This is a genomic window from Paraflavitalea devenefica, assembly GCF_011759375.1.
GTDB classification, from domain to species: domain Bacteria; phylum Bacteroidota; class Bacteroidia; order Chitinophagales; family Chitinophagaceae; genus Paraflavitalea; species Paraflavitalea devenefica.
In genome coordinates this window covers 36,121-61,119 of the sequence record NZ_JAARML010000005.1, presented here as the reverse complement: position 1 = coordinate 61,119, position 24,999 = coordinate 36,121, and the positions used below count along the sequence as shown (strand labels likewise).

The following is a 24,999-nucleotide window of genomic DNA, read 5'->3' as shown; positions in this document are numbered from 1 at the left end:
AATGGGTTGGTCTTATCTATACAGGATATTGTAATTAATGGTTGATGTTACTGTATTGGTACCGGGCAAGCGGTAATTCAGCTCTACCTGGTACTGCTGATTGGGTTCCAGTTCCGGATAAGTGGTCGTCATCAGTTGACTGATGGATGCCGGAACAGCACCCGTGTTGCCCGACAGGTATTTGACCACTGCTTTCGACAGCAGCTCATGGTAGTCCTGGTAGCTTACGTACGACAGGAAGTACATGATCCTGAAGCGGCCGGCCATGCCCGGAGCCATACCTGCATTCACGGCTTCATTGGTTAGCTGATAATGAGCCGGATCGTTGTTGAACACACTTACTGCCAGCAATGGCGGCGAGCCCAGCAGGCGCACATCACGCTGCTCGATGGTCACATCCTTATCCATCGGGTACGACTGGTACAGGAGCGGCACGATCTTGTTCTGTAACCAGTTGCCCGATACAGCTGCTTTGGCAAAGAGTAAGGGCGATACTTTACCACCATCGCCGGACAGCTCAAAGCGGTCAAAGGTTTCATAGCTGTCGAACCGCTTGCCGATGACCGGCACATAATCCGTCGCAATATCCAGCAGGTCCATGCTATTGGAAGCTGCGTCCATCTTCTCGCGGAAAGTGGCATATTTACTGGTCCTGAAAGTAGCTTCCATCAGGGAAGTCTCTGTGGCTGCCAGCGCTACGCCTTTCAATGTTTTTTCGGTAACAGTGGTCTCGTCTTCGCCCTCCACTACCGTTGTGCTTTGTGCCGTTACATTGTTGTTGACCGACACTGCATTGGCCGGCGCCTTCACAATACCCAGGCGGTAGATGGTTTCCGCCGCCAGGTTATCCGGTATCTCAAAATCCAGTTGCGCTTTGTTCACATCGTAGGCCATGGGCGCATTGATGACATTGCCATCCGTGGTTTCAAAACGGGCATAGTATTTCCAGCTTCCGTTGTTGTCAGTTTCTGTGAAGAGGTAAGGCTGTCCTCTTTTCAGTTTCACATAACCACGGTTGTATTCTTTCGTATAGAAGTTGAATTGTTGACGTACGGGGTAGCTGTACGCAATGTTTTCCACCGGGATGTTACCGGGCGCGCTGCCTGTACGGAAGCTAACTGCTTTAACTTCATAATCCACTTTACCGTTCTCTGTAAGCGCTACCCAGGAGGAACCTGTCCATTTTTCAATGTGCACTTTTACAGCAGCCATGAGCTCAGCATCCGGCGGCAATATGTCGCGGAAGTTCAGCGTGGCGGCGTCCTTTCCTTCATTCCATTCCAGTTCGCCTTTGATGTCGCCGGTCTTTTTATCGCTCAACTTAAATTCATCCAGCTTTATCTGGTAAGTGGTTACCACATCTTCATTGTTCATCATGCTGAATGATTTCTCCACCGGGATGTTAAAGGCTACCTGCGGTGCACTGAATACGCTGATGTCCCTGGACAGATCGCCGGGTTGAATATCATTGATGACCTTTATGTCAATCTCTTTACCGCTCACGATCTCACATTGTGAGCCGATCTCCATTTTGAGACTGGCCTTTCCTTTCACTAAACCGCCCAGGATAGAGTATTTCACACCAATCACACCGCGCATCCAGGCAGGGTTGGGCAGTTTGGTCTGCAATAAAGCCGCGGCGGCGAGGTACAGGATATCAAATTCTTTTTTCCGGCCCAGTATTTTCACACGCACCCCTACCCGCCCCTGCAGGTAAGCATACGCCTGACCCGAAGCATACCAGCCGTTGATACCAATGGGATCACTGCTGCCCTTACATCGCGCCTCGCCATAGTCACGCAACAGGATATCTGCTCCCGCGCCTACACCGAGGTAGGCATAGATAAAGCCTTTGTCCTTGCCAATGCCCACCGATACTTTAAAGTGTGCGCCAAAGCCAATGCCCCGGCCGGTAGACATGGCATTCTCCTGGGCCATGAAGTTGCCATCGCCGATGTCCAGTACGCTGGTTACTTCCGGCGGTGGCAGCGGCATATCTTCCACCCTGGTACCTGCCATGAAATAACTTTGTATGGTGGCCAGGCCAGCAATATTCAATCCCATCATCTGGGAAGGACGTCCTACATACATCCACCATTCCTGCGGATCAAAGTGCATGACCGCTTCCACCGCGAGGTTGTTGGGGCCGGTCCCTTTTATGATCTCATAGATGTTGATATAGGTTTTTACACTGGCATGAAAGCTTTTGTTGGTATTGTCGAACCGCATGTACACTTTGGCGGTTATAGGCGCCTTGGCTTCTTCACCTTTCTTGCCCTCGTTCATGTTGGCGAAGAAATAACCCGCGCCATCAAATTGCACGTAGCGCAAGCCTCCCGATGTGGAGAACATGATCTCCAGCATCACGTCGGCATTAAATACGGTGGGGGTAGGTTCGGTGGCAATGGTAACACCAGCCAGGAAGCCCAGCCCTGCCTCACGCGATGGTACATAGGACAATAGTTCATCGGCATTCGTCGTGCCGGTTGAATCCGGTGCGTCCGGAACACTATACGGGTCCATTGCAGGCGGCCGTTCCATGTGGTAGGATAATCCACCCAACAATCTCCGGATGGAGAAGGCGGAGGCCAGCGGAATACGGATGGGCACAAAGGCATCCACATGCCAGTAACGGTAATCGTCTTTGGCGCCAAACATCGCATGCGCCACGATCTTCGCGGGCAGCGCCGGCAGTTTGAGCGACAGCTTGCCCTTGAAGCCATTACCATATACAGGGTGATCATCAAAGAGGGATACCGCGCCTTCCAGTTCGAATGCCGTGGTCTTGCAGTTGATGGCGATATCTCCCACCTTTACTTTATCAAACGTCCAGCGGGTACGAGTTTTTTCAACAACGTATTTGCCGGTATTAATGGTTTGTATCTCTTCCTTCACACTGCCCAATACAATTACGCCGGTGGTGGCGGCAAAGCCCTTGTCTTCTGAGTTCATGAGGCTCATGCGCACATGGGTGCCAATGGCAAACTGGCCCGATGAGAGGCCCAGCGTGAGATCATCCAGGCTGCATTGGAAATTACCTATTTTAAAACCCACACTGCCATGCAGGCTTAAGGCGCCTTTGTGTACATAGGGCTTCTGTGTGCTCAGTGTGAGGTCCTGGAAACTGATACCGGGTGCTTTCAGCAGTCCTTTATTAATATCGAGTTTACCATGCAGTACAGCGCTGGGAATAAATCGTCCCTTGTATTTTTCAATTTTTACCTGGCTGTTGGGAAACAAATAAATGTCGCCGGCAAAGCAACTGAACTTTTTCTCTTCTGTTATTTCGAGGGCGAAGGCATAATAGGTATCGTCCTGTCTTGTTTCAATAGCGGCCAGGTAGCGCACCGGTGCATCGCCCAGGAAGGAAACATTCACGTCTCCTTTCAGCGTACCGCCCACCAGCCGGTTGTGTTGCAACTGCACCTCCACATAGTCTACACTCAGCGGCCATCCGCCTGCATCCGCATCGCCCAGCTTTATAATATTGGCCGCACTGAACTTACCAGACACGCCATTGTCATCAATGGTCATGTTGGAAGCGCGGATAACCGGCCGTTCACCCCGGTCATTGGCCAGTTCTGTTGGCAGCAGTACACTAAGCTCTTTCAGGTAAAAGCCCTTCCATAAGTTGGCATCGCCATCCCAGGCAGCCAGGTCATTACCAGTGAGCATCAGGCTCTCGGGATTGGCAATGTCACTCATGTCTATCACCGCCTCTTTCACTTCAAAGGCAAAATCGCGCATGCCGGCAATGGTGAAGGGCGTCATGTCAACACGGGCCAGTATGTTGTGCAGGTCTTTGGCATTTAACTGGAAAGTGGCTGTCACTTTGGTTTCCCGCTCATCGAGCGGTTCCAGGAAGCCCCGTTTGAATTCAAACTGTCCCTTGAGGTTCACGCTTTTAAAGCCACTGCAATCCCATTCAATGTAATTGCCTTTATCGCCGGGCAATACCAGGTCCACCTTATCACTGATTCGAATGGAATGTGTACTAACCAATTGTAATTTGGTGCCTGCAGCGGCAGCAATGCCTCCAGGCGTAAAAGCAACATCAATAGCAGCAAAGGATAGTTCTTCGGAAGTGCCGGGCAAGGTGAGCCGGGCATATATATTAAAGAAGGCGCCACGGGGTGTAAAACGGGCCTGATCTATGGCGATAATGTAGGTCTTACCGTTGATCTCTTTGAGAATGCCCATGGGGAGTGAGGCTTCATCTCCTTCCTTAAACTCGCCCACAAACCTGTTCTCTCCTTTTATTTTATCAAAGGTGGCGGCAATTTTGGAAGTAACCGCGGGTGTATCTGCTATATTGGCCCTGCCGGCTAAGGGAGCGGCAAGCACTATGAGCAGCCATAGGTTACGGATCAACCAAGGATTGATTTTCATAGAATGGGATAAAGGTTAATGGTCTTATACAATAAAGTATATACGAAAAATATAAAATGGCTTCCGGTTTTGCAACCAGAAGCCAGTTATTTTTTTAATATATCTCCTTTTTACCCATTTACCGTCTAAGGGTTTCCTTTAGTCTGAGGAAGAAATACCCCATTCGCACTTGTCTGTGTCTGGAAGGAGTATTCGGAGATTTACGATCAGGATCGTATAGTCACGGCCTTCTTGTTGGCTCCTTTTTCAACAGCCAGTGGTTTTGCCGCTTTGCTGATATCGCCGCCATCAATTTTAATGTTTTCGGTGGCAGCACCTTCCACCTGGAGTAAGGTGGCAGCCGGGGTGAGCACCCGGATGGCCGTAAATAATATATCTTTTGAGTTCACCAGTCGCAGCAATTCTGTTTCAGGACTGCCCTGTGCGCTCAGGCCGGTGACAATCGCATCCTGAACATTATCAAAAATGACGGCCGGCCGTGCGTCTGCTTTTTCATAAGTAAAGCGTACATTCTGCAGCGTCAATCCCTTTACATTGCGGGCATAGAGTCCATAAGCCGGTGGGCCAAAAGGTTCTGTACCCCATACGCCAAAGTATTCAGCACTCAACTCAGGCACTTGTCTTTTTGCTGCCTGCTCTTTGGTGCCGCCCCCTGCATAAATAACATGCACATCGGTAAGACTGATGTTTTCCAGGAATACCTTCCCTACCCCATTGAGTGTAATACAGGAATTAAGCTCTCCATTAAATACATTGACCCCGAAATGGATATCCGGATGGTTAACAGGTTTTTCCACTACGGTAGCACGGATGTTATTGAAGGAGATATTGCGCACAAAAGAAGGAACGGTATCAGCAGCAGGATTGTTGTTGTTCGGATTGTTGCTGCTGCCGGTAAATCCAATACCAATAGGCCCTGTCACGTTGCGCATGATGATGTTGGAAAAGCTGAGGTTCTCGATCCTTGCCCTGCCCGAGCTGATCTTGACGGGACAACCATAGGTATCATAGATGAGACAATTGGAAACGGTGATGTTCTGTGCTTCACCGCCGCCAAAACGGAATATGGACCAGCGGGTACTGAAACTACAGTTGGTGATGGTAACAAACTGGTTGCTGCCAAATAAAGCGCAGGCATCATCCTGGCATTGTACATCGCAGCCGGAGATGTGTACATACTGGGTATCATTGAAATGGAAACCATCGTTGTTTTTGTTCACACGGTTGTAGATGCGGATGTTGTGCAACTGCACATGCTTGCATTTCAGGATGCGGAAACAATGATAGGCACTGTTGGTAAGCAATACATCTTTTACCTGGAACCTGGTGCATTGGGAAAAGATGAGAAGATGCGGCCGGTCGAAGTTACCGCCAACGCCTCTTTGTCCCGGTCCGGTATTATCCCCTTTACCATTATAAAAAGATAACCCATTGCCATCTATGGTACCATTGCCTTCCACCGTAATGTTCTCTGCATTGGCGGCGTAGATAAAAACAATATTACCATTGCCGGAAGGCACTCCCTTACCGGCTGTATAGTCTTCGCGGCGTTTACTGCCCAGTAAGCGGCCATTGGTAGCTACGTGCAGGGTAACGCCTGATTTCATTTCTATGGTGCCACAAATAAAATCGCCTGCCGGTATTAATACAGTGCCGCCCTGTTTTTGGTGGCAATCGTCAATAGCAGCCTGGATAGCAGTGGTATTTAAAGTCTGTCCATCGCCTTTGGCGCCAAAGTCGCGGATGTCATAGATGCTTGTGCCTGCCAATGGCGTTGCTTTATCGTTGGTATGCGCAGGCGCTGCAACAGCGGGAATACCTGTGAGACTTGCACCGGCAAGCGCCACTGCAGGAATAGCCATACGTTCGAACCATTGGCGGCGGGAAACGGGATCGTGTTTTTTCATAATGACGAATATGTATTAAAATACCATTCCACCATACCACTAAAATGGCTTTTGTGTAAGCTATTTTAGCCGCTCTTAATTTTTGTCAATAACGTATAACCACAACCGGATAGTGATGTCAAAATGATTGAATAAAATGCCAACAACCCCTATCCGGCTTTCTGTACTATTTAGTCAATTGCATATATATCATATATAACGATTGAATCCCTGTAAATGTAAGGACCGCTCCCGTAGCCCTTGTTAACCTTGTATTGACCTTCCTCTGAAAGCATCCGTCCCGTATTATCCACTTGCCAAATTATACTTTCATGAAACAAACTACTGCTTTGATTCTCATTCCGCTGAGATTATCCGGCTTGATCATTTCAGCCCTGCTTGTTTGCCAAACACTGTTGGCAGATCCAGTCAATCATAAAGGCTTCCCTGGTATCCCGGACGATTTTAAAAAGTTAGCCGATACAGTGGTAAAAGGAACAGTGTCCGGTGCAGATGGACCACTTACCGGCATTACTGTTGCCCTAAGCGGTTCGACTACTACAGTAGTTACCAATGATAACGGGAGCTTTTCTATTACCGCTCCTGCAGATGGAACATTGATCTTTTCCGCTACCGGGTATGCGGAGCAACGTATTGCTATTAACAAACGGGCTGTTATTAATGTGACGATGACAGTCGTACAAAGTAAACTGGATGAGGTGGTAGTGATCGGATATCGTACCCAGGCAAGGGGAACAGTTACAGGCTCTGTATCTACAGTAAGCAGTACTGAGTTTGCCAATACGCCTGTTGACAATCTCTCCAATGCGTTGGCAGGCCGGTTGTCCGGTGCTACCATCACGCAATCTGCCGGTACGCCTGGTATGGAATCCTCCATCAGGATCCGGTCGGTAGGTACTTTTAATAATTCCAGCCCGCTGTTCGTAATAGATGGCGTGGTGAGCGATAAGTTTGCTTTTGACGGACTGGCTCCTTATGAAGTAGAAAATATTACGATCCTGAAAGACGGCGCCTCTGCCGCTATTTATGGCTCACGGGCCGCGAATGGCGTTATCCTGGTTACCACTAAAAGAGGTAAAGAAGGAACGCCTAAGGTATCTTATAATGGACTGTTTGGATTGCAGCAGCCTACGAAGATCCCTGAAAGGCTGAATGCTTTTGAGCACGCTTCCGCCATTAATCACCAGTTGCGTTATATTAATGTTGTGGAAACAGATCCGCGGTATTATACAGCAGATGAGCTGGATTATTTTAAAACCCATTCCTGGAATTGGGTAGATGAAGTGTGGAAAGATCCGATGACCACGCAACACTCCCTGGATGTGGGCGGGGGCGCCAAAAATGTACGGTATTTTTTAGGGGGATCGTATAATAAAGCTACCGGCTCGTTTAATAATATTGATTACCAAAAGCTGAGCATACGGGGGAATATAGATGTGACTGTAACAAAGAACCTGAAGGTATCGCTGGACCTGAATACAGAAACCCGCAATACCAATGGCCCCAGTTGGGATGTGAATAACTGGCGGATGGAAGACCTGTACAAGGCCCTGATGTTCAGACCAGCCATGGTGCCTCCTTATGTAAACGGACTGCCGGTGGGCAACTGGGTAGAGTGGCATCCCGGTGTGGTGCTTGACCCGGCTATTGCGGGTTATAATGAAAGGAAATGGACAGGCACGAATGTATTGGCCACGATCAATTATACGGTGCCTTTTGTAAAGGGGCTGAGCGCCAAGGTTTCTATCAACCGGTATAGCCGTGATATTTATACTAAGCAGTTCAACCTGCCTTATAATATGACGAACTTTAACACCACGGGCAAAAACAATCATATCGTAGGTGACCAGGTGATAGGTCCCAAACTAAGGGCAACACCAGAGTTCCTGCTATCGAGGAACGACAAGATCAACCGGTACCAGTTCAATGCACAATTGAATTACAAGCGGACTTTTGGCAAGCATGGCCTCGACGCCTTGTTGGTATATGAGCAGGCCGAGGAAAATAATACCTGGTTCAGTGGCCGGCGGGATGATTTTATTTCTCCCGCTATTGACCAGTATATAGCCGGCGGCAGTGTCTCCGCAACCGAAGGCTCACTGAGCGAATGGGCCAGGCTCTCCTATGTTGGCCTGGTGAGCTATAATTATGATCAGAAATACCTGCTGGAAGCTTCCTTCCGCTATGATGGTTCTGTGATCTTTGCACCGGAAAACCGTTGGGGATTTTTCCCTTCTTTGTCTGCCGGATGGAGGGTTTCTGATGAGCCTTTCTTTAAAACGGTCAGCTTTGTGAATGATCTTAAATTACGGGCCTCCGTTGGTTTGCTGGGGAATGACCAGGTAGGTAATTTTCAATGGCTGCAGTCGTACGTCATTCAGCCCGGCGCTATTTTTAATGAGCAGTCTTACGGACTGGAGCAAGGGCGGCTTGTGAACAGGGCCCTTACCTGGGAAAAATCATTAAACTACAATGCCGGCTTAGACACCCGTTTCTGGAATAGTAAGATGGGCTTCAAGCTGGACCTTTTCTACCGCCATACGTATGATATCCTTGGTTCAAGACAACAGAGCCTTCCCAGTACACTGGGCGCCGACCTGCCGGATGAAAATTACCAGGAGATCAATTCAAAAGGAATTGAGGTGGAGCTGGACTATGCCAGCAATACCAATAAATCATTCAACTATTATGTAAAAGGGAATTTTGCCTTTGCCACCAATGAGGTAGTACGGCTGGATGAGGCCCAGAATATACGCCCGTACCAGTCGCAAATAGGTCAAAATACCGGACGGATCTTTGGCTATGTAGCGACCGGCGTCCTACGTACACAAAAAGACCTGGACGCGCTGCCGCAAGGCTATACGATCATAGGAGTAAAGCCCCAGTTGGGCATGCTGAATTATAAAGACATACGGGGCGTTAATTCGGATGAACCAGATGGAAAGATCACTGCTGATGACCGGGAAGTCATTGCACAGTACAGTTCACCTCCCATGAACTTCGGCTTATCCCTTGGCGGTTCGTGGAAAGGATTGAGCATAGATATCCTCTTCCAGGGAGTGGCCGGCGCCAAAGCCATGCTACCTACAGCAGGCCGCGATATCCAGGCAAGGACAGAAGAAGCTTCCTTCCGTTACTGGGCCGACAGTTGGTCGCCTGAAAACCCCAACGGCAAGTATCCCGGCTACCGGGTCATTAATTACCGGACCCGTTTTGATGAATCAACTTTATTCCTGGTGGACAATTCTTTTGTACGCTTAAAGAACCTGACGGTTTCCTATAACCTTCCACATGATTTTATAAAACCCACGGGTATGAAGAGTATGCGGGTATATTTTACAGGTAGCAACCTGCTGATGGTGTATACCGGGAATAAGATCTATGATCCAGAGATGAACAATATCCTGTCGTATCCTATGATGGCAGGTTATTCATTGGGCTTAAATATCGGCCTGTAACTTTTAAATGATGCTATTATGAAATTATCCCGAATATTATTGTTGTTGTTTTGGGGCTGCTTATTGGGTGGCTGCACAAAGATACTGGACAAAACCAACCCGGAAGCAGTGGACGAAGCAGACGTATGGAATGACCTTGATCTGGCTACCGCCTACGCGAACAGGATACATGCAGAAAACCTGCCTGCCTGGAGTACAGAATATGCGGATTATTCGGATGAATCGGATGGTGGCGGCAGTTATATGTATGGCCAGTTAACTGAAAATTCCATTGACTATTGGCCTTATAGCGAGATCAGGGGTATCAATGTCCTGTTGACCGAAATTGATAAGGGCACGCTCTCTGAAGCCAACCGGAAGTGGTTAAAAGGACAGGCCTTTTTCTTCCGGGGATGGCAGTATTTCGAGCTGGCCAAACGTTATGGCGGCGTGCCGCTGGTGCTGACACCTCAACAATTAACAGACGACCTGTACGTAAGCAGAAATACCACCACAGAAACGATGACCCGGATCCTGGCAGACCTGGACAGCGCCATTAGTTATCTGCCGGCTACAAAGGTTGGCACAACAGACAACAATGGCCGGGTACATAAGGGTACTGCCCTGGCCCTGAAAGGCCGCGTTCTGTTGTTCTATGCCAGTCCGCAGTTCGATCCCAATCAAACTGCCGGCGGCCGCTGGCAGGCAGCTTATGAGGCCAACAAAACAGCCAAAGAATCGCTGGATGCACAGGGTTTTGGCCTGTTTCCGGGTTTTAGCAATTTGTGGTTCACCGAAATGAATAAAGAAGTGGTTTTTGTGCGCCGGTATCAGTTCGTGTCTACCAATGCCGCCAGTTGGCACAATTGGTCGGCTGCTACCCGCCCTCTCGACATCTCGCAGGGCGCTACCGGCGGCAACCGGCCTGCCCTGGAAATCGTGAATGCTTTCCCCATGAAAGATGGCCGCGCCATCAATGACCCTAATAGTACTTATACTTATGATCCGGATTATTCCTGGAAGAACAGGGACCCGCGCTTTAACCAGACGATTGTTTATAACGGGGCGCTATGGCAGGTAGGCGTTACCGGTTTTCAAGCCGGACGGTTACAGTGGACGTTTGTGGGCGGTGAACAGAATAGTCCTACCATCACTGGTTTTTATATGCGCAAGGCGGTAGATACTACCCAAACCTCCAGCCAGGCTTTCAACAGCGGTACCGACTGGATAGAGCTTCGCTATGCAGAAGTATTGTTGAATCTTGCGGAAGCGGCCAATGAAACAGACAGGACTTCAGAAGCCTATCCTTTACTGACAGCCATCAGGGCCCGTGCGGGTATTGATGCAGGCGGTGATAATTTGTATGGTCTCCAACCCGGCATGACCAAAGTCCAGATGCGCAATGCCATCCGGCTGGAACGGCAACTTGAACTGGCTTTTGAAGGTAAACGCTTCTGGGACCTGAGAAGGTGGCGGGCATTTGAAAGCACCCTGAACGGCACCAGGCGGCATGGAGTTACTGTTACACTAAAGATCCCCAAAAAACAATGGGATGAAGACATTGTCGGCAAAATGACCCCACAGCAACTGGTAGAGCATTTGCAAACCAATTATACTACCTATTTTCAACACACGGTTAAGGAACTCGACACCCAGTTCGATATTCTCTGGAAGCCGGAGTATTATTTCTTTGCCATTCCTTCGCGGCATTTGCAACTGAACAGTAACCTGGCACAAACGAAAGGCTGGTCAGGGGGGACGTTTGATCCGCTTCAATAAGATTATTAATTACTGATTATTAATTATTGGGTCGCTGAATGTTTTTGTTCAGCGACCCTTTTTGTTGTCACAAGCACCCTATCGCACGAGGCTGAGCGGCATGCTTGCGCCAGTATTACGGTTTTATTCTTCGTGTGCTTCGTTGAAGTTGGTGCCAAGGCCTAATTGAATACCGGAAGTAAAAAAGATGGCATTGAGCAATAATCTGTCTGTTCCATGCCAGTAGCTGCGGTAAGAAGGATCATCGGCAAAGGACACTACTTTCCCGTTCCCTGCCTGGCTGATCAATATGGCAGCCGTATTGTTGATCCTGGCAATGTTCTTTTTGGAAACATAACCACCTATGTAAGCGTCTGCCGCGTATTTGGCAATGGTGGCATATTTGTTTCGGCTGGGCTGTAAAATGGTCTGGCTGTTCTTGGTAAAGAATATTTTCCGGCTGGTCAACCCAAAAGCAATGGGATTGGTGATATCAATGTCGCCCACAAATACACCGCCGTTGATGCGCCTGGCCCCTTCTGTTACCTCCTGCAGCACGTAATCAATCCGTTCGTTGGTACCCTTCAAGGCAGCAGAATCAATAAACAGCTTTTCCTTAATTATTTCCTGCTGGATGGCCCATTCTGCCGCATTCTTAAAAGCAATGAGGGTACCGCCTTCTTCCACCCAGTTCTTTAGTCTTGCTATAGCCACTTTATCAAGACCATTATAATTACCACTTACCAATATGATGTTGTTGTACCGGGTAAGATCGGCCCGGCCTACAGCAGCCACATCCAGTTTGGTAACCGGCAACTCCAGGTGCTGATTCAGTAAGAACCATACCTGCCCTACTTCTTCATAGTTGGTACCTGTCCCTGCAATGACTGCTACGGTTGGTTTTTGCACTGCTTTCACATTGTTGCTACCCAGGTCAATGCCATCGGTGCTGAAGCCGGTAGCCGTTCCATAAATATCTATGGCAGCTTTTTCAGCAGCCCCCTTTACCAGTGTATATAAGCTATCAGCACTTATTTTTTGTGCAGCTACCGGTATCACCAGACTGCCATAACCAAATTCCTTGACACCTGCCGGGGTTTGTATCGTCACGGGTTTATGAGCCGCTTTTACCACCACCCCTTTGCTCAACAGGTAATACAATGCTTTGGACGCATTGTATTCACTCCAGTTAACGAGGTAAGCATACGCAGCAATGCCACCGGTTACACTGCCTTTTACTACCGGGACTGCAGTCACCTGCGCGCCCCTGGTAGCCGGCGGCGCCGTGAGGCGGGCATACTGCAATCCATAAGCATGAATAAGGCTCCAGGAAGTGTTGTCATAGTAAAGGCTGTCATTCAATTTAGTCGTTTCCTCAAAGATGGAATGTACGATACGGAAGTTCGGTTGGTCGGAAGGAACCAGGTATGCTTTCCCCTTTTCAAACTTCTTTCCTTCCTGCGAAAGATCGCTGTTCAATTCATATACTTTCAGCCGGTGCTTTAACAGTAGAGCCAATAAAGAACGGGTAAGCGACTGGTCCCTGCTGTCACCAAACACAAAGGCTTTGGCCGGGTATGCCCTGCCCTGCTCTACTGCCGACCGGAAGAATTCTTTCTGCAGGTTGAAGAGTCCCTTCTTTTCTTCCACAGCCGCTTTCACCGTAGCAATGCCCGTGGTTACATGGTTGCGTATGGTGAAGGGAAATGTAAGTATCCCTGCCTCCGTTTCCTGTTCCAGTCCGCGGGAGCTGCCTTGCTCAAAAGTAATACCTACCGCCCCAAAGAAATCAGGATAGGTGGAACCATAGATGGGTGACAGGTTATCAAACTGCTCTTTGGTAAAATATAAAGAACCAATATTGTCCAAGGCCGCCGCATGGTATTTTGCCAGCGTAGCATTAAAATCATAAGAAGCCTGTGGCATGATAGGACTTTGCGTACGTTTGGGCGAGGGTTCAAAGTAATAGGTACTGTTGCCTCCCATTTCATGAAAATCTATGTGCACGTTGGGATACCACTGGTGGAAGAACTCCAGCCTGTTCTGGCTTTCAATTTGTGTGGCGCTGAGCCAGTCGCGATTGAGGTTGGCCAGGTAATGATTGCTCCTGCCATTGGGCCATGCTTCGATGTGTTCCTTATCAGCCGGATCGGTGGTATTGGGAAAGGACTTGTAGGCATTGTGCCAGTTGGCAGCCCTGTCCCTTCCATCCGGGTTGAGGGATGGATCGATGAATACAACAGCTTCCTTCAGCCACTTTTGCGTGGCTTCACTTTGGCTGGCTGCGAGATAATAGGCAGTCAATAAAGCCGCTTCACCACTGGAGGTTTCATTGCCATGCACACTATATCCCAATAAAACGATCACGGGTGCGCCGGCCGGTAAAGCAGGTTTTCCCGGATCAACCTGGTTGATATGTTCCTGCCGGATGGCATCCAGCTTTGCATAGTTTTCGGGAGCGGTAATGGTAACGATCACCTGGTCGCGCAATTCGTAGGTTTTGCCAATGACCTGGTAATGTACTTTATCGCTTAGCCTGGAAAGTTCCTTCAGGTAAGCGATCAACTGATCATGCCGGGTATAATGCGATCCGATGGCATATCCTAAGAACTGTTCGGGCGTGGGTATCTTCGGGTCGAATGTTTCCTGTTTGCTGAAGTAGTAGTTGTTTTGGGCCTGCGTGGTGATAACGGTAGCCACCAGGAGTAATACGGTGAAAGAGTTTTTTATCATGCGTTTGTAGGTGTTTTGTTATTAGTATCCCGGATTGTTTTTGCCTTCGAGGTCAGGATCAGACAATACATCTGAATAAGGTAAGGGGAACAGCCAGTAATTCTTATTGGTGAGCCCCAATACCACACCGGCCCTTTCTGTGCGTATGAGGTCGAACCAACGGTGGGCCTCAAAAGCAAACTCCACACTGTTTTCTTCCTCAATAGCCAGTAATATTTCTTCTTTGGTAACGGCGGTGGAGGCTGGTACACCAGCCCTGGCCCTCACCGCATCCAGGTCGGCAATAGCGCCCTCTGCTCCGGTGAGCTTATTTTGTTGCGCCCGGGCTTCGGCACGGATCAGGTATAACTCTGCCAATCGTATGAGGTAAGCGGGATCGGTACTGGTAGCACTGGTATTGTACAATACACCATACACATTACTGCCGGTACCGGCAATAAGACTATTCCTTGTGCCGCCGACAGCGGGATTATTGAGTTTTGCCACCAATGCATTGGAAGGCTTCAGCGTGTATTGTCCTCCGGAGGAACTTGGGTACCACAGGTTCCAGTATGTATTGCGGTCATTGGCAGAGAAAGTTAACTCAAAAACAGATTCCCTGCTCAGGAAAGGCGCTGTAAAAAATGACTTATAAGGAACCAGTTCATATTTTGCTGTGTTACTGATGACCAGCGAAGCATATTGTTCCGCTTCCGCCCACTGCTTCCTGTACAGGTGCAGCCTGGCCCGCAAAGCACGCGCGGTGCTTTTCTGCGCCCGGTTACGGGTGGTGGCATCTTCGGGTAATAGCTTCTCGGCTTCTGTCAGGTCGGCCAGTACCTGGTCATAGGTTTGATCCAGTGTACTGCGCTTTATCCCTTTTGCATCATTGATGTTAGTGGTAGGTTTTAGTTGCAGTTGCACACCACCCCAGCCCCTGGCCAGGTCAAAGTAACCCAATGCACGGGCAAAATAGGCTTCTCCCAGTATCTTCTCTTTTTCTGCCTGCGTAAGTAAAGGATCAGTAATGCCTGGCACATACGTAATCACGCTATTAGCCGAGTTGATCGTTTTGTAAATACCCTGGTAGGCAGCTACCGTAGTTACATTGTCGGTAGGGATGGCATTCTGGTCCAGTTGCAGGTATTGGCTCAGCGTACCGTTAAACACCACATTATCTGCCGTGATAGTGCCCAGGGTTGGATAGTTGGCCGCATAGTATCCCTGCAAGCCATCATACACCCCTGTAATGGCAGCCCTGGCCGTACCGGCATCGGTAATAGCCTTTTCAGCCGGAATCGCATTGTTGGGATCCTCTTCGAGGAATTTTGAGCAGGCGGATAGAGACAAAGTACCTGCCAACAATAAAAGTATATAGGAACGTTTCATCGTATTGATTATTTAAAATGTTACCGTAAGACCTACCTGCACTGTTTTAGGCTGTGGCACTGTAGCCCAGTCGTAGCCGGCTGTATTCTGGTTGCCACTTTGAGAACTTACTTCGGGGTCGGGACCGGAATAGTTGGTAACCGTGAACAGGTTGGTAGCCTGTACATACAACCGCGCGTTGCTGATCTTCACAGCCCCCAGCCAGTCATGGGGGAAGTTGTAGCCTACTGACAATGTTTTCAACCGGGCAAAAGAACCATCTTTCAGGTACCGGCTGCTCAGGTTGGCCACATTGCCGCCGTAGTTATTGGCAGGTCCGCCATTTTGATTGGGATTGCTGCTATAGGTGGTGAGCCTTGGTATGTCCGTAATATCTCCCGGCTTTTGCCAGCGCTGCAATTGCCGGGGCACAAAACCGATATTGGCCTGTGCACCGCCATGCACCATGAAGAAATCATTCATGTCCATAATCTTGTTGCCCTGCTGGAAGTAGATAAAGAAATTGAGGTCGAAGTTTTTATACGACAGGTTGTTCGTTAATCCTCCTGTATACCTGGGCAGGGCATTGCCCACGATCTGCCGGTCGGCACTGGTAATAAAACCATCTTTATTTACATCCTCATATACCGCATTACCGGTTTGCGGGTCTACATACAATTGCCTGTACAATTGGAAGGAGTTCACAGCATATCCTTTCCTGAGAATGGATATATTGCGCCCGGAGGCGCCGAGGCTTATATCAGAAGCCAGTTTCTCAATACGGTTGGTATTGAAAGAGATATTGAAATCAGTAGTCCAGCTAAACGTGCGGGTGCTGATGTTGGTGCTGTGCACACTTACCTCCACGCCTTTATTGCTTACAGCGCCGTAGTTCTGCAACAGGGAATTAAGCCCTAAGCGGTTGGGGATATTTACATTCAGTAACAGGTCGTAGGTATACTTATAATAATAATCGAGGCTAATGCTCAGGCGTTTGTTGAGCACCGAGAAATCAACACCTGCGTCAAACTGGCGGGTGGTTTCCCAGGTGAGGTCGGGATTGGCCAGTTGGGAAAGTGCCGTACCGGCAATTTCCAGGTAATTGGCACCCGAACCCCACAAGCCTTTTGCCGCATACGCACCAATGCCGTTCTGGTTGCCGGTAAGCCCAAAGCTGGCCCGTACTTTCAGGTCATCAAAGAAGTTCAGCCTTTCAATAAAGGCTTCCTGGCCGGCGCGCCAGGTAATTCCACCCGAAGGAAAGTAACCCCATTGGTTGTTGGCGCCAAACCTGGAGGAGCCATCCGCCCGCAAGCTGGCATCGAGCGTATATTTATCATTGAAGGTATAACTGGCCTTTCCGAAGAAGGAAGCCAGCTTGGCTACTGATCTTGAAGAGGAACCCGAGCGTATAGAGGCCCCTGAAATAGCGGTAATATTATTGCTGGGAAAACCAGTGCCTGAAGCGGAAGTCAGCTCACTGATCGTGGTGCTGATGGTATTCCCGATCAAGGCATTGACCGAATGTTGTTTATCCCTGCCAAAGGATTTGATGTAGGTAAGCACCTGTTCATTCAATAAAACAAGGTTGTGCGTTTCATACGCATTGGCTGAGCCATTGGTAGAAATGCCCGCACTGATCAGCGTGCTGGCATAGTTGTTTTCCGATTCATCGGCCTTGTCTATACTCCAACTGCTGCGCAATTTGAGTTCGGGCAAAAAGGCATACTCCAGGAATGCATTACCAATGATACGCCAGCCGACGGCTTTGTTGCTGAGGTGATTGATGAGGGCAATGTGGTTATCAAAGCTGCCATAACGGGCGTAGGTGCCATTGGCATTGTAAATGGGCAGGTAGCTGCGCACGAACAAAGCAGAGTTGATCACCCCCTGCGAGTTGTTGTCATTGCTGCTTACATTACGCAATGTGCGGGTGAGGCCAATACTGGTGCCCAGTTTCAGTTTCGGCGAAAGATTGTTATCATAGTTCAGCCGCCCGGTAAACCGTTCAAAGTTGGAAGGTCTTACAACTGATTCCTGTTTCAGGTAGCCAATGCTTGCATAGTAGGTATTCTTTTCAGAACCTCCCTGTGCCGACAACTCATAGCTGGAAGTACGGGCCGTTCGATACAGGTCGGCAAACCGGTCGTAGGTCTTTAAGGTATCGGGATTGGGAAAGGGCAATACCACGGTGCTGGGGTCCTGCCCGTTATCAATGGCGGTATTCAGCCTGGACTCGTTGGCCAGTTTGGCGGTCTCCACCCCATTGGCCACTTTGAGTTTTTTCACTGCCACGGCCCATCCCTGGTAAGTATTCAGGGTGATCCGCGGTTTGGCATTGAGTTTACCACGACGGGTAGTAACAATGACCACGCCATTGGCGCCCAGCGACCCGTAGATAGCCGTGGCGTTCGCATCTTTCAGGATGGTGATGCTTTCAATATCGGAAGGATTAATGGTAGCCAGCGGGTTGGTCGGTTGCTGCTGTCCGAGACCTGTTTGTATTGTTTCTGCGTTGCTCACAAATACGCCGTCAATGATGTACAGGGGATCGCTGCTGGCATTGATGGAATTGTTTCCCCTGATACGGAAGGTAATGCTGCCGCCTGCCACCCCGGAATTCGCCAGCACCTGTACCCCGCTGGCCTTTCCCTGCAATAGCTGGTTAAAACCCGCAGCCGGACTGTTCTTGATCTCATCGCCTCCCACCGTAGTGATGGCGCCGGCTATAAACCGCTTTCTTTGCGTACTGTATCCTGTAATCACAATGTCTTCCAGTTGGGCTGTGGCTTTTTTGAGTACCACCTGGTATTGATCCTGCTCTGTAATGATGAGTTCCTGTTCTTCAAACCCAGCATAAGAAATGGTAATTACGCGCTGGTTGCCGGTAAGCTCCAACCGGAAAGAGCCATCCTTTTTACTGAAAACTCCTTTGCTGCTGCCTTTTACGGTAATACTGGCGCCTTCCAGGGGCTGCCGGTCATCGGACCTTATGGTACCGGTAATGCTACGGGGGGATGTTTGAGCAATGGTGACCATTGCGCTGAACACAATAATCCCCATTGTCAAAAACACTGCTCTCAGGTTCATGACAATAATTTAATAGGTAAAAAATGATATGCTATTCCGTAAGCAAACCGCGGTGAAGACGTTGATGGAGAGCACAAAATAAAACCATATTTCCCTCCCCTCCAAATATTCCCGTATATTTGTCTATATTTTTAGTAGACTAATAAAATCCTACCTGTTATGCTTCGCAAATACACCTTATTGCTACTCATTACAGCATGGGCCCTGCAAGGCAGTTGGACATCACCGGCAGGCCGCACTATTACAGGCATTGTTACTGCTGCCGACGAAACCGGCCCGGTAGAGGGCGTACAGGTGGCCGTAAAAGGCACCAAGATGATATCAGGAACACAGTCAGACGGTGTATACTATATTCCCGTTACCGATAAAGACTCTATTTTAGTATTCAGTCACTGTGATTTTCAAACGCAGGAGGTGAAGCTGACAGCGGCTAATGAATACAATATTTTGTTGCAGAAGAAAAAGGCGCCTTGAGTAATATAAAAAAAGGATAAGGTTTAGTGCTACATCCCATTACGAATGCATACTCATCAATGTTCCATCATGATCTACCACCATAGAAGAGCTGCGCCAGCCGATATGGATGGGCAATTCTTCCAGCCTGTACACATTTTCAGGATCGGCGCAGGAAAGGTTGTCAACTTCCACGTGGTCTATATCCGTCCCGAAAGAGCGTTCGCCCAATAAATGATATACTGTTTCATAAGCCATTTCCAAAAAGAGACGCCTGTTGTCTTCCGTGTATAACGGGTGATACATGATAAGCGCTGTATCCTCCGGATGATCGCCGGCAAAGGAAAAATGGAATTCCCAGGGATCTATACCGGTAATTTCCAGTTGCTTTTCCAATAAAAAATCAACAGGCATGGGGTCTTCCAGCGCATGGATGCTCCAGCCGGGTATGTCGGGGGCAGTGGCAACAAATGCATCCGCCTTTTTAAAATGCTTCGCCTTACCTTTTACAGTGATGGTTAACCGGGCAGTTCCTTTATCAGGTAGTACCAGGCTGAACCCAAAGAACTTGAAATAGGCCCGTACATGAGTGGTCAATTCCTGCAACCAGTAACTGACTTCTTTTTTAGGCTTTTTGTTCAGCGCAAGATATTCCTGGTGATGACGTTTGAACCACTCCCAAAAATGGCGCTTTGATAATTTGCTCATATAATTTGTTTTGAAGTTGATCAAAAAAATAATGTGGAAGGTGTCCACGCCCGGGCCGGGACACCTTCCTGGTAAAAACATTACAACCTAACTTCCAACGTTCCTTCATTACCCGGAACATCGGTGGCTATGGCTATGACCTTACTACCAGCCAGCGGGTTGTTGGCCATCGTGGCGGTGAAGATCCAGTCAAGACCATTCGTGTCTGGTTCAGTATTAGCTGCTTCCAATAGTGTGCCGTTGGCAGCATATATTTCCACCCATACCTTTACGACGCGGAAGTCATCAAAGGCGCGCACAACAATCTTGCCGCCAGCAACACCATGGTAATTACGCGTACTGATGCTTTTAACTTCAGGTGGAGACATAAAATCTTCCACCGCCCTGCTATACACGTTTTGCCGGGGTCTGAGAAAAGCAGCATAAGCCTCTGCCATGCCCTGGTCAGGATTTTTTACAACAGCCCGTGCATATCGTGAAGCAAGCAGGAATTTTTCCTGTGTTTCTGCCTGTTCAGGTGTTGGACCTTTCTTCCTGCTTTTAGGCGCTTTGGCAACTACAGTTTTGCCCTCCCACTCGCGAAATACGAGCTCTTTTCCGAGGGTGCCCCTGAATTTGCCGGTTATAACACTGTTATTTGAGTGTGCCATAAAAAACTTAATTTTGAGATTTGAAAATGTTGTTTCCTTTACCGGTCGCTGCCGGGGGAGAGGGTTAACAGGTCCGCTCTTCCCGTTATCCCTAAGCGAAAACTCCTTTGGCAGTGACTGATAAAGCAAATCTACATCTGCTCCCATCCCGTTTTTCAAAAATGTGCCGGAATGCTCTGATACATGGGACGGACTGTTCTCAAACCTGGGACGAACAGCACATTTTCCCCGAAAACACCCGGCAAAATGGGACGACACTGCCAAAAACCTGGGACGAATAACGACATTGGTGGGACGAACGGCACTTTCTCCATAGCTTCTCCCCGATTCCTCCTCTATTCCTCCTCTGTACATCCCCGGGCCCCGGGGAGGCAAAGAGGACCCAAAAAGGAAGAACAGTGGTATCATCAAAGTAGCAAAGAGGAGTTATTGTTCAACAAAAAGAAGGGTGCGTCAAAAATAAGCGGGTGAATTATTAACGCCCATTGATCATATGTAAATTTTTTATATATTGCTGGTATTCTTTCATGTAAACTTACCATCCAATATGCTGAAGCCATTTTTTGTCTGGCAAAACAAAGTATTGAAAAGACTTAAACCTGAAGAAGTTGTGTGCCTCGTTGCAGAAAAAAATTATACTAAAATCCATCTATCGAATAAAACGCATTGCCTGGTTCGATCGACCTTATCGGGTGCATTAACAAAATTGCCTCCGGAAATATTTATCAAAATTCACCGCTCGTGTGTTGTCTCCATCTATTTTATTGATAACATCGCCAGGGATCATTTAACAATCAGCGGAGAGCCCCTTCCCATTGGCAGGCAATATTACAGGTCTGTCATTAAGCAGCTAAATATTATTGATTGAAGAGCGGAAAGCATTACCAGGTAATGGTCAACCGAAGAGTTTTTAAAGCCGGAGACACCGCGATAAATTAAGAGTGAGGCGACTCTTATTTCAAATTAATTCTTAGGTGCTATTCCCCCGTTGTTAATCCACTCATCCCATGCTGCCACAAATTCCTTATACGATAGTGGTGGTGGTTTGCGGCCCTCGCCCATATTCCATCCGGCCTTTACCAGGGTATCTCTTGCGTGTGCTATCAATTGCGCTTTATTTTTGTGCCCGTTTCGTTTGTAATCCATTATTTGCAACGCAAGTTCACGGGGTGATTTTCCTTCGAAAACCATTTTCATATCGGCGGGCGGAAGCGCCCATTTTGGATTCCCCGGGGGTGTGTTTAACCCCGGCGAATTGGCGGGTTGATGGCAATTCGAACATTTCATCGCGTATACACCTTTTCCGTCTTTCCCCCTTACCGGCGACATAGTATGCAAATGGCTGTCATCTCCCTGGAGCGGTATATCGCCGGACGGATGACAATTCATGCATCGCGGACTCATTAAAACCCGGTATACCTTCTCAAACGCTGCCACAGATGCAGCGCTATCTATCATCATTCCATTTTTATTCCTTACTGTTTCAAACTGATTATTGCTTCTAAACCCGCTTGCCGACAACCCAACCACGGTTACAATAACAGTTATAACTATAATGAATTTTGTATATTGAATGAAAAACTTTTTTCCTGGTGCAATTTCCATCTGTATATTTTTTATTTCCAGGTTAGAGACGTTTTTACTTCGATCCTTTGCGCTGCATTTCCGCTGCCAGGTGAATTGCCTTATGAATGCGCAGGTAAGTACCGCAGCGGCAAATGTTGCCTTCCATGGCGTTGTCAATATCTTTATCAGTCGGATTCTTGTTTTCTCTCAGCAAAACTGCCGCCGACATGATCTGGCCCGCCTGGCAATACCCACACTGACTAACGTCTAATTCCAGCCATGCTTTTTGTAATGGATGGTCATTGTTTTCTGATAAGCCTTCAATTGTTACAACCTGCTGTCCGGCGGCCCTGCTAACCTTTGTAACACAGGAGCGAACGGCTTCACCGTTCAGGTGAACTACACAAGCGCCACATTGTGCTACGCCACATCCATATTTTGTTCCCACCAACCCAATTACATCCCTGAGCGCCCACAGTAATGGCGTATCAGGATCAATATCCAGTTCGTAGATTTTCTTGTTGATATTTAATTTGAGCATAGCAGGTAATTGATAGTGTGCATTTAACTAAAATGTTCTTTTATTTCCGGGCGCATTGTCAGTCTGCAGCGACTGGTCGAGAAACGGTTGGTTATAGTACCTTTTATTCGTGGTTTTATACAAGGCATTGGCAACAGCACCGAACACCGGCGGGAAGGGTGGCTCACCCAGGCCAGTAGGATCAATATCATTTTGTACAAAATGCACTTCAATTTTATCCGGTGCTTCGCTATGCCGTATCATCCTGTACCTATGAAAGTTGTTTTGTTCTGCTGCACCCTCTTTATGACTAAGCCTGCCGTAAAAAGCATTGCCGATGCCATCTATAACAGCGCCTTCTACCATGTTAGCCGCGGCGTCGGGATTAATGACAATGCCACAGTCCATTGCACTAAAAACCCTTTCTACAAAAGGACGTCCATTTTTAATCACGATGTCCACCACATGGGCAGCATACGAACTATGACAGAAATAAGCAGCCACACCCCGGTGGTACTTTTTATTTTCCGGGTTGCCCCACCCCGACTTTTCTTTAACCAGTTTCAATACGCCGGCGTACCTGTCAGGGTTATATTCATTGTTTCTGCCTACGGGATTTTCTTTGGCTCTCTTCAAAAGTTCCAATCTAAAATCGATTGGGTCCTTGCCCATTACCTCTGCCAATTCATCTAAAAACGATTGTTCTGCAGCCGCATTGAAGTTGGATCGCGGAGCCCTGAATGCTCCAATGGTAATATTGGATGCTATCTGCCAACCTTCAGCCAGATAATTATCAACTGCACCGGCGGGAAACCTGTTTGCATGTATGGCATGTTCAGGTATGCCGCCGCCTTTTACATGAAATGCGATCAGGTTTTTATTCGCATCCAGTGCAGCCCGATAGGTTGCCGTGTACATAGGGCGATAAATGCCATAGGTCATATCGTCTTCGCGCGTGTATATAAGTTTGATGGGTGCTTTTACCTTTTTGGAGATCAGCGCTGCTTCGGAAAGGTAGTGTCCATAAGCTCTGCGACCGAATCCCCCGCCCATACGCGTCATCTGAATTTCGATCTTGTCGGGGGGCAGTTTCAGGATTTTTGAAAGCGTAGGTTCCGTCCAACCCGGTGCCTGCAAGGGGCCTACCAACAAGGCTTTTTCCTCCGTAACATGCGCGAAGAAATTCATGGGCTCCATACAGTTGTGGGCCAGAAACGGGGCATTATAAGTGCGCTCGATAACCTGGGCAGCATTTTTGAAGGCGGTTTCGGGGTCTCCGTCTTTTCTTAATTGCTGGGCAGGCTTTTTGGCATACTCCTGCATTTTTTCCAATTGCCTACTCGTGCTTTCAAGTTCGCCAGGAACAACTACTTCTCTTTTTGTGCCGCGGCCTCCCATGGTGTCTTTGGTATCGCCGGCAGGTTCCCACTGCACTATTAGTTTTTTGCGGGCATTCATTACTTCCCAGGTTGTATTGCCTACTACAACCAGCAAATCATTGAAGGTGCGGGTATCGAAACCGCCCTGTTCGAAACCATCTTCATATAATTTCAGGGTAAAAACATCTTTAATCCCTGGCATTGTTAAGGTTTGAGATGCATCAAAAGATTTGAGTTTCATCCCGAAAGCAGGCGGATGGTGAATCATGGCAATCAGCATCCCTTCCTGTTTATAATCCAATCCAAAAAGTGGTTTACCAGAGACGATTTTTAACCCCTCGACATTTTTCTTTGAGCTTCGTACTACCTTAAAATCCTTTACCTCTTTTAGCTTAACTCCTTTGGGAATAGGGATGGCCGACGCTTTTGATGCAAAGCTGCCATACGTGCCTGATTTACCGCTTTTCTCATGATAAAGCATACCTGCTTTAGTTGTCACTTCTTCCAAGGGGACACTCCAGGTCTGGGCTGCCGCCTCCATCAACATATGACGGGCTGACGCCCCTGCTTCGCGGAGTGGTCTCCAATACATCCTCACTGAATTACTTCCACCAGTAAATTGCGCCCCTAATTTTACGCTGTCGTGCGGCCCCATTTCTACTACTATTTTTTGCCAGTCTGCCTCCAGCTCTTCCGCTACCATCATAGGAAGTGAGGTCATCACATTTTGGCCAAATTCCGGATTTGGATTGAATATTTTTATGATATTATCCGGGGAGATCTTTATGTAACCTGTTAATTCATTCCATTGATCCGGAAGATCGATGCCTTTTGGAGTATCAGCAAACCCTGCTTCGGGCAACCAGGTGAAACTGATCATAAGACCGCCACCTGCTAATAAGGAAGATCTTAAAAAGGAACGCCTGCTGTGGGTTGACTTAGATTGTTCCATCTTGAAAGGTTATTGTTTTGGGCAAAAATTCCAGCGCGAAATCACGGAGTCGGCTACACAAGGGGAAATTAGGTGCAATTTCCGGGGCACCAGTTATATAAATTACGGAT

Annotated in this window: 14 protein-coding genes; 4 read left to right on the top strand and 10 right to left on the bottom strand. The window is 48.2% G+C overall.

Annotated elements, in window-relative coordinates; all coding sequences use genetic code 11:
• Positions 1–12: 12 nt before the first annotated feature.
• Positions 13–4,389, bottom strand: a complete 4,377-nt coding sequence (locus HB364_RS25190) for a hypothetical protein (RefSeq protein ID WP_167291122.1) — start codon at positions 4,387–4,389, stop codon at positions 13–15.
• A 206-nt stretch (positions 4,390–4,595) separates the two neighbouring features.
• Positions 4,596–6,296, bottom strand: coding sequence for a glycoside hydrolase family 28 protein (locus tag HB364_RS25185; protein WP_167291121.1), 1,701 nt, complete (start codon positions 6,294–6,296; stop codon positions 4,596–4,598).
• 311 nt (positions 6,297–6,607) lie between these two features.
• Between HB364_RS25185 and HB364_RS25180 the strand changes: the two genes are divergently transcribed.
• Positions 6,608–9,754 (top strand): SusC/RagA family TonB-linked outer membrane protein, encoded by a 3,147-nt coding sequence (locus tag HB364_RS25180; protein WP_167291120.1) that lies wholly within the window; start codon positions 6,608–6,610, stop codon positions 9,752–9,754.
• Between the two features lie 18 nt (positions 9,755–9,772).
• Positions 9,773–11,512 (top strand): RagB/SusD family nutrient uptake outer membrane protein, encoded by a 1,740-nt coding sequence (locus HB364_RS25175; RefSeq protein WP_167291119.1) that lies wholly within the window; start codon positions 9,773–9,775, stop codon positions 11,510–11,512.
• A gap of 123 nt (positions 11,513–11,635) precedes the next feature.
• Here HB364_RS25175 and HB364_RS25170 read toward each other — a convergent pair whose 3' ends face one another.
• Genes HB364_RS25170 through HB364_RS25160 form a run of 3 tightly spaced genes read right to left on the bottom strand, consistent with a single transcriptional unit; the run spans position 11,636 to position 18,661 of the window.
• Positions 11,636–14,224: a M14 family zinc carboxypeptidase gene (locus tag HB364_RS25170; protein ID WP_167291118.1), complete on the bottom strand. Its 2,589-nt coding sequence runs from the start codon at positions 14,222–14,224 to the stop codon at positions 11,636–11,638.
• 21 nt (positions 14,225–14,245) lie between these two features.
• Positions 14,246–15,592, bottom strand: a complete 1,347-nt coding sequence (locus HB364_RS25165; protein WP_167291117.1) for a RagB/SusD family nutrient uptake outer membrane protein — start codon at positions 15,590–15,592, stop codon at positions 14,246–14,248.
• A 12-nt stretch (positions 15,593–15,604) separates the two neighbouring features.
• Positions 15,605–18,661, bottom strand: a complete 3,057-nt coding sequence (locus tag HB364_RS25160) for a SusC/RagA family TonB-linked outer membrane protein (protein WP_167291116.1) — start codon at positions 18,659–18,661, stop codon at positions 15,605–15,607.
• Positions 18,662–18,820: 159 nt separating this feature from the next.
• Between HB364_RS25160 and HB364_RS25155 the strand changes: the two genes are divergently transcribed.
• Positions 18,821–19,135: a carboxypeptidase-like regulatory domain-containing protein gene (locus tag HB364_RS25155; protein WP_167291115.1), complete on the top strand. Its 315-nt coding sequence runs from the start codon at positions 18,821–18,823 to the stop codon at positions 19,133–19,135.
• Between the two features lie 39 nt (positions 19,136–19,174).
• Here HB364_RS25155 and HB364_RS25150 read toward each other — a convergent pair whose 3' ends face one another.
• Together HB364_RS25150 and HB364_RS25145 are read right to left on the bottom strand one after the other, a co-directional pair.
• Positions 19,175–19,822, bottom strand: coding sequence for a hypothetical protein (locus HB364_RS25150; protein WP_167291114.1), 648 nt, complete (start codon positions 19,820–19,822; stop codon positions 19,175–19,177).
• Between the two features lie 80 nt (positions 19,823–19,902).
• The gene (locus HB364_RS25145) at positions 19,903–20,472 is read right to left on the bottom strand and encodes a hypothetical protein (RefSeq protein ID WP_167291113.1); all 570 of its coding nucleotides are present in this window, start codon (positions 20,470–20,472) and stop codon (positions 19,903–19,905) included.
• Positions 20,473–21,019: 547 nt separating this feature from the next.
• Here HB364_RS25145 and HB364_RS25140 point away from each other — a divergent pair.
• Positions 21,020–21,340, top strand: coding sequence for a LytR/AlgR family response regulator transcription factor (locus HB364_RS25140; protein ID WP_167291112.1), 321 nt, complete (start codon positions 21,020–21,022; stop codon positions 21,338–21,340).
• A gap of 95 nt (positions 21,341–21,435) precedes the next feature.
• Here the strand turns inward: HB364_RS25140 and HB364_RS25135 are convergent, their stop codons facing one another.
• Genes HB364_RS25135 through HB364_RS25125 form a run of 3 tightly spaced genes read right to left on the bottom strand, consistent with a single transcriptional unit; the run spans position 21,436 to position 24,889 of the window.
• On the bottom strand, positions 21,436–22,077 hold the full coding sequence (locus tag HB364_RS25135; RefSeq protein WP_167291111.1) for a cytochrome c family protein: 642 nt from the start codon (positions 22,075–22,077) through the stop codon (positions 21,436–21,438).
• Between the two features lie 34 nt (positions 22,078–22,111).
• Positions 22,112–22,579, bottom strand: coding sequence for a (2Fe-2S)-binding protein (locus HB364_RS25130; RefSeq protein ID WP_167291110.1), 468 nt, complete (start codon positions 22,577–22,579; stop codon positions 22,112–22,114).
• A gap of 27 nt (positions 22,580–22,606) precedes the next feature.
• Complete coding sequence (locus tag HB364_RS25125) at positions 22,607–24,889, bottom strand: xanthine dehydrogenase family protein molybdopterin-binding subunit (RefSeq protein ID WP_167291109.1); 2,283 nt, start codon at positions 24,887–24,889, stop codon at positions 22,607–22,609.
• Positions 24,890–24,999: the final 110 nt, after the last annotated feature.

What these genes read in the sequence shown, in the direction of transcription:
- HB364_RS25175 (WP_167291119.1), top strand. Translation starts at nt 9,773, where the DNA reads ATGAAATTATCCCGAATATTATTGTTGTTGTTTTGGGGCTGCTTATTG.
- HB364_RS25190 (WP_167291122.1), bottom strand. Translation starts at nt 4,389, where the DNA reads ATGAAAATCAATCCTTGGTTGATCCGTAACCTATGGCTGCTCATAGTG.
- HB364_RS25130 (WP_167291110.1), bottom strand. Translation starts at nt 22,579, where the DNA reads ATGCTCAAATTAAATATCAACAAGAAAATCTACGAACTGGATATTGAT.
- HB364_RS25165 (WP_167291117.1), bottom strand. Translation starts at nt 15,592, where the DNA reads ATGAAACGTTCCTATATACTTTTATTGTTGGCAGGTACTTTGTCTCTA.
- HB364_RS25160 (WP_167291116.1), bottom strand. Translation starts at nt 18,661, where the DNA reads ATGAACCTGAGAGCAGTGTTTTTGACAATGGGGATTATTGTGTTCAGC.
- HB364_RS25170 (WP_167291118.1), bottom strand. Translation starts at nt 14,224, where the DNA reads ATGATAAAAAACTCTTTCACCGTATTACTCCTGGTGGCTACCGTTATC.
- HB364_RS25150 (WP_167291114.1), bottom strand. Translation starts at nt 19,822, where the DNA reads ATGAGCAAATTATCAAAGCGCCATTTTTGGGAGTGGTTCAAACGTCAT.
- HB364_RS25125 (WP_167291109.1), bottom strand. Translation starts at nt 24,889, where the DNA reads ATGGAACAATCTAAGTCAACCCACAGCAGGCGTTCCTTTTTAAGATCT.
- HB364_RS25185 (WP_167291121.1), bottom strand. Translation starts at nt 6,296, where the DNA reads ATGAAAAAACACGATCCCGTTTCCCGCCGCCAATGGTTCGAACGTATG.
- HB364_RS25140 (WP_167291112.1), top strand. Translation starts at nt 21,020, where the DNA reads ATGCTGAAGCCATTTTTTGTCTGGCAAAACAAAGTATTGAAAAGACTT.
- HB364_RS25135 (WP_167291111.1), bottom strand. Translation starts at nt 22,077, where the DNA reads ATGGAAATTGCACCAGGAAAAAAGTTTTTCATTCAATATACAAAATTC.
- HB364_RS25145 (WP_167291113.1), bottom strand. Translation starts at nt 20,472, where the DNA reads ATGGCACACTCAAATAACAGTGTTATAACCGGCAAATTCAGGGGCACC.
- HB364_RS25180 (WP_167291120.1), top strand. Translation starts at nt 6,608, where the DNA reads ATGAAACAAACTACTGCTTTGATTCTCATTCCGCTGAGATTATCCGGC.
- HB364_RS25155 (WP_167291115.1), top strand. Translation starts at nt 18,821, where the DNA reads ATGCTTCGCAAATACACCTTATTGCTACTCATTACAGCATGGGCCCTG.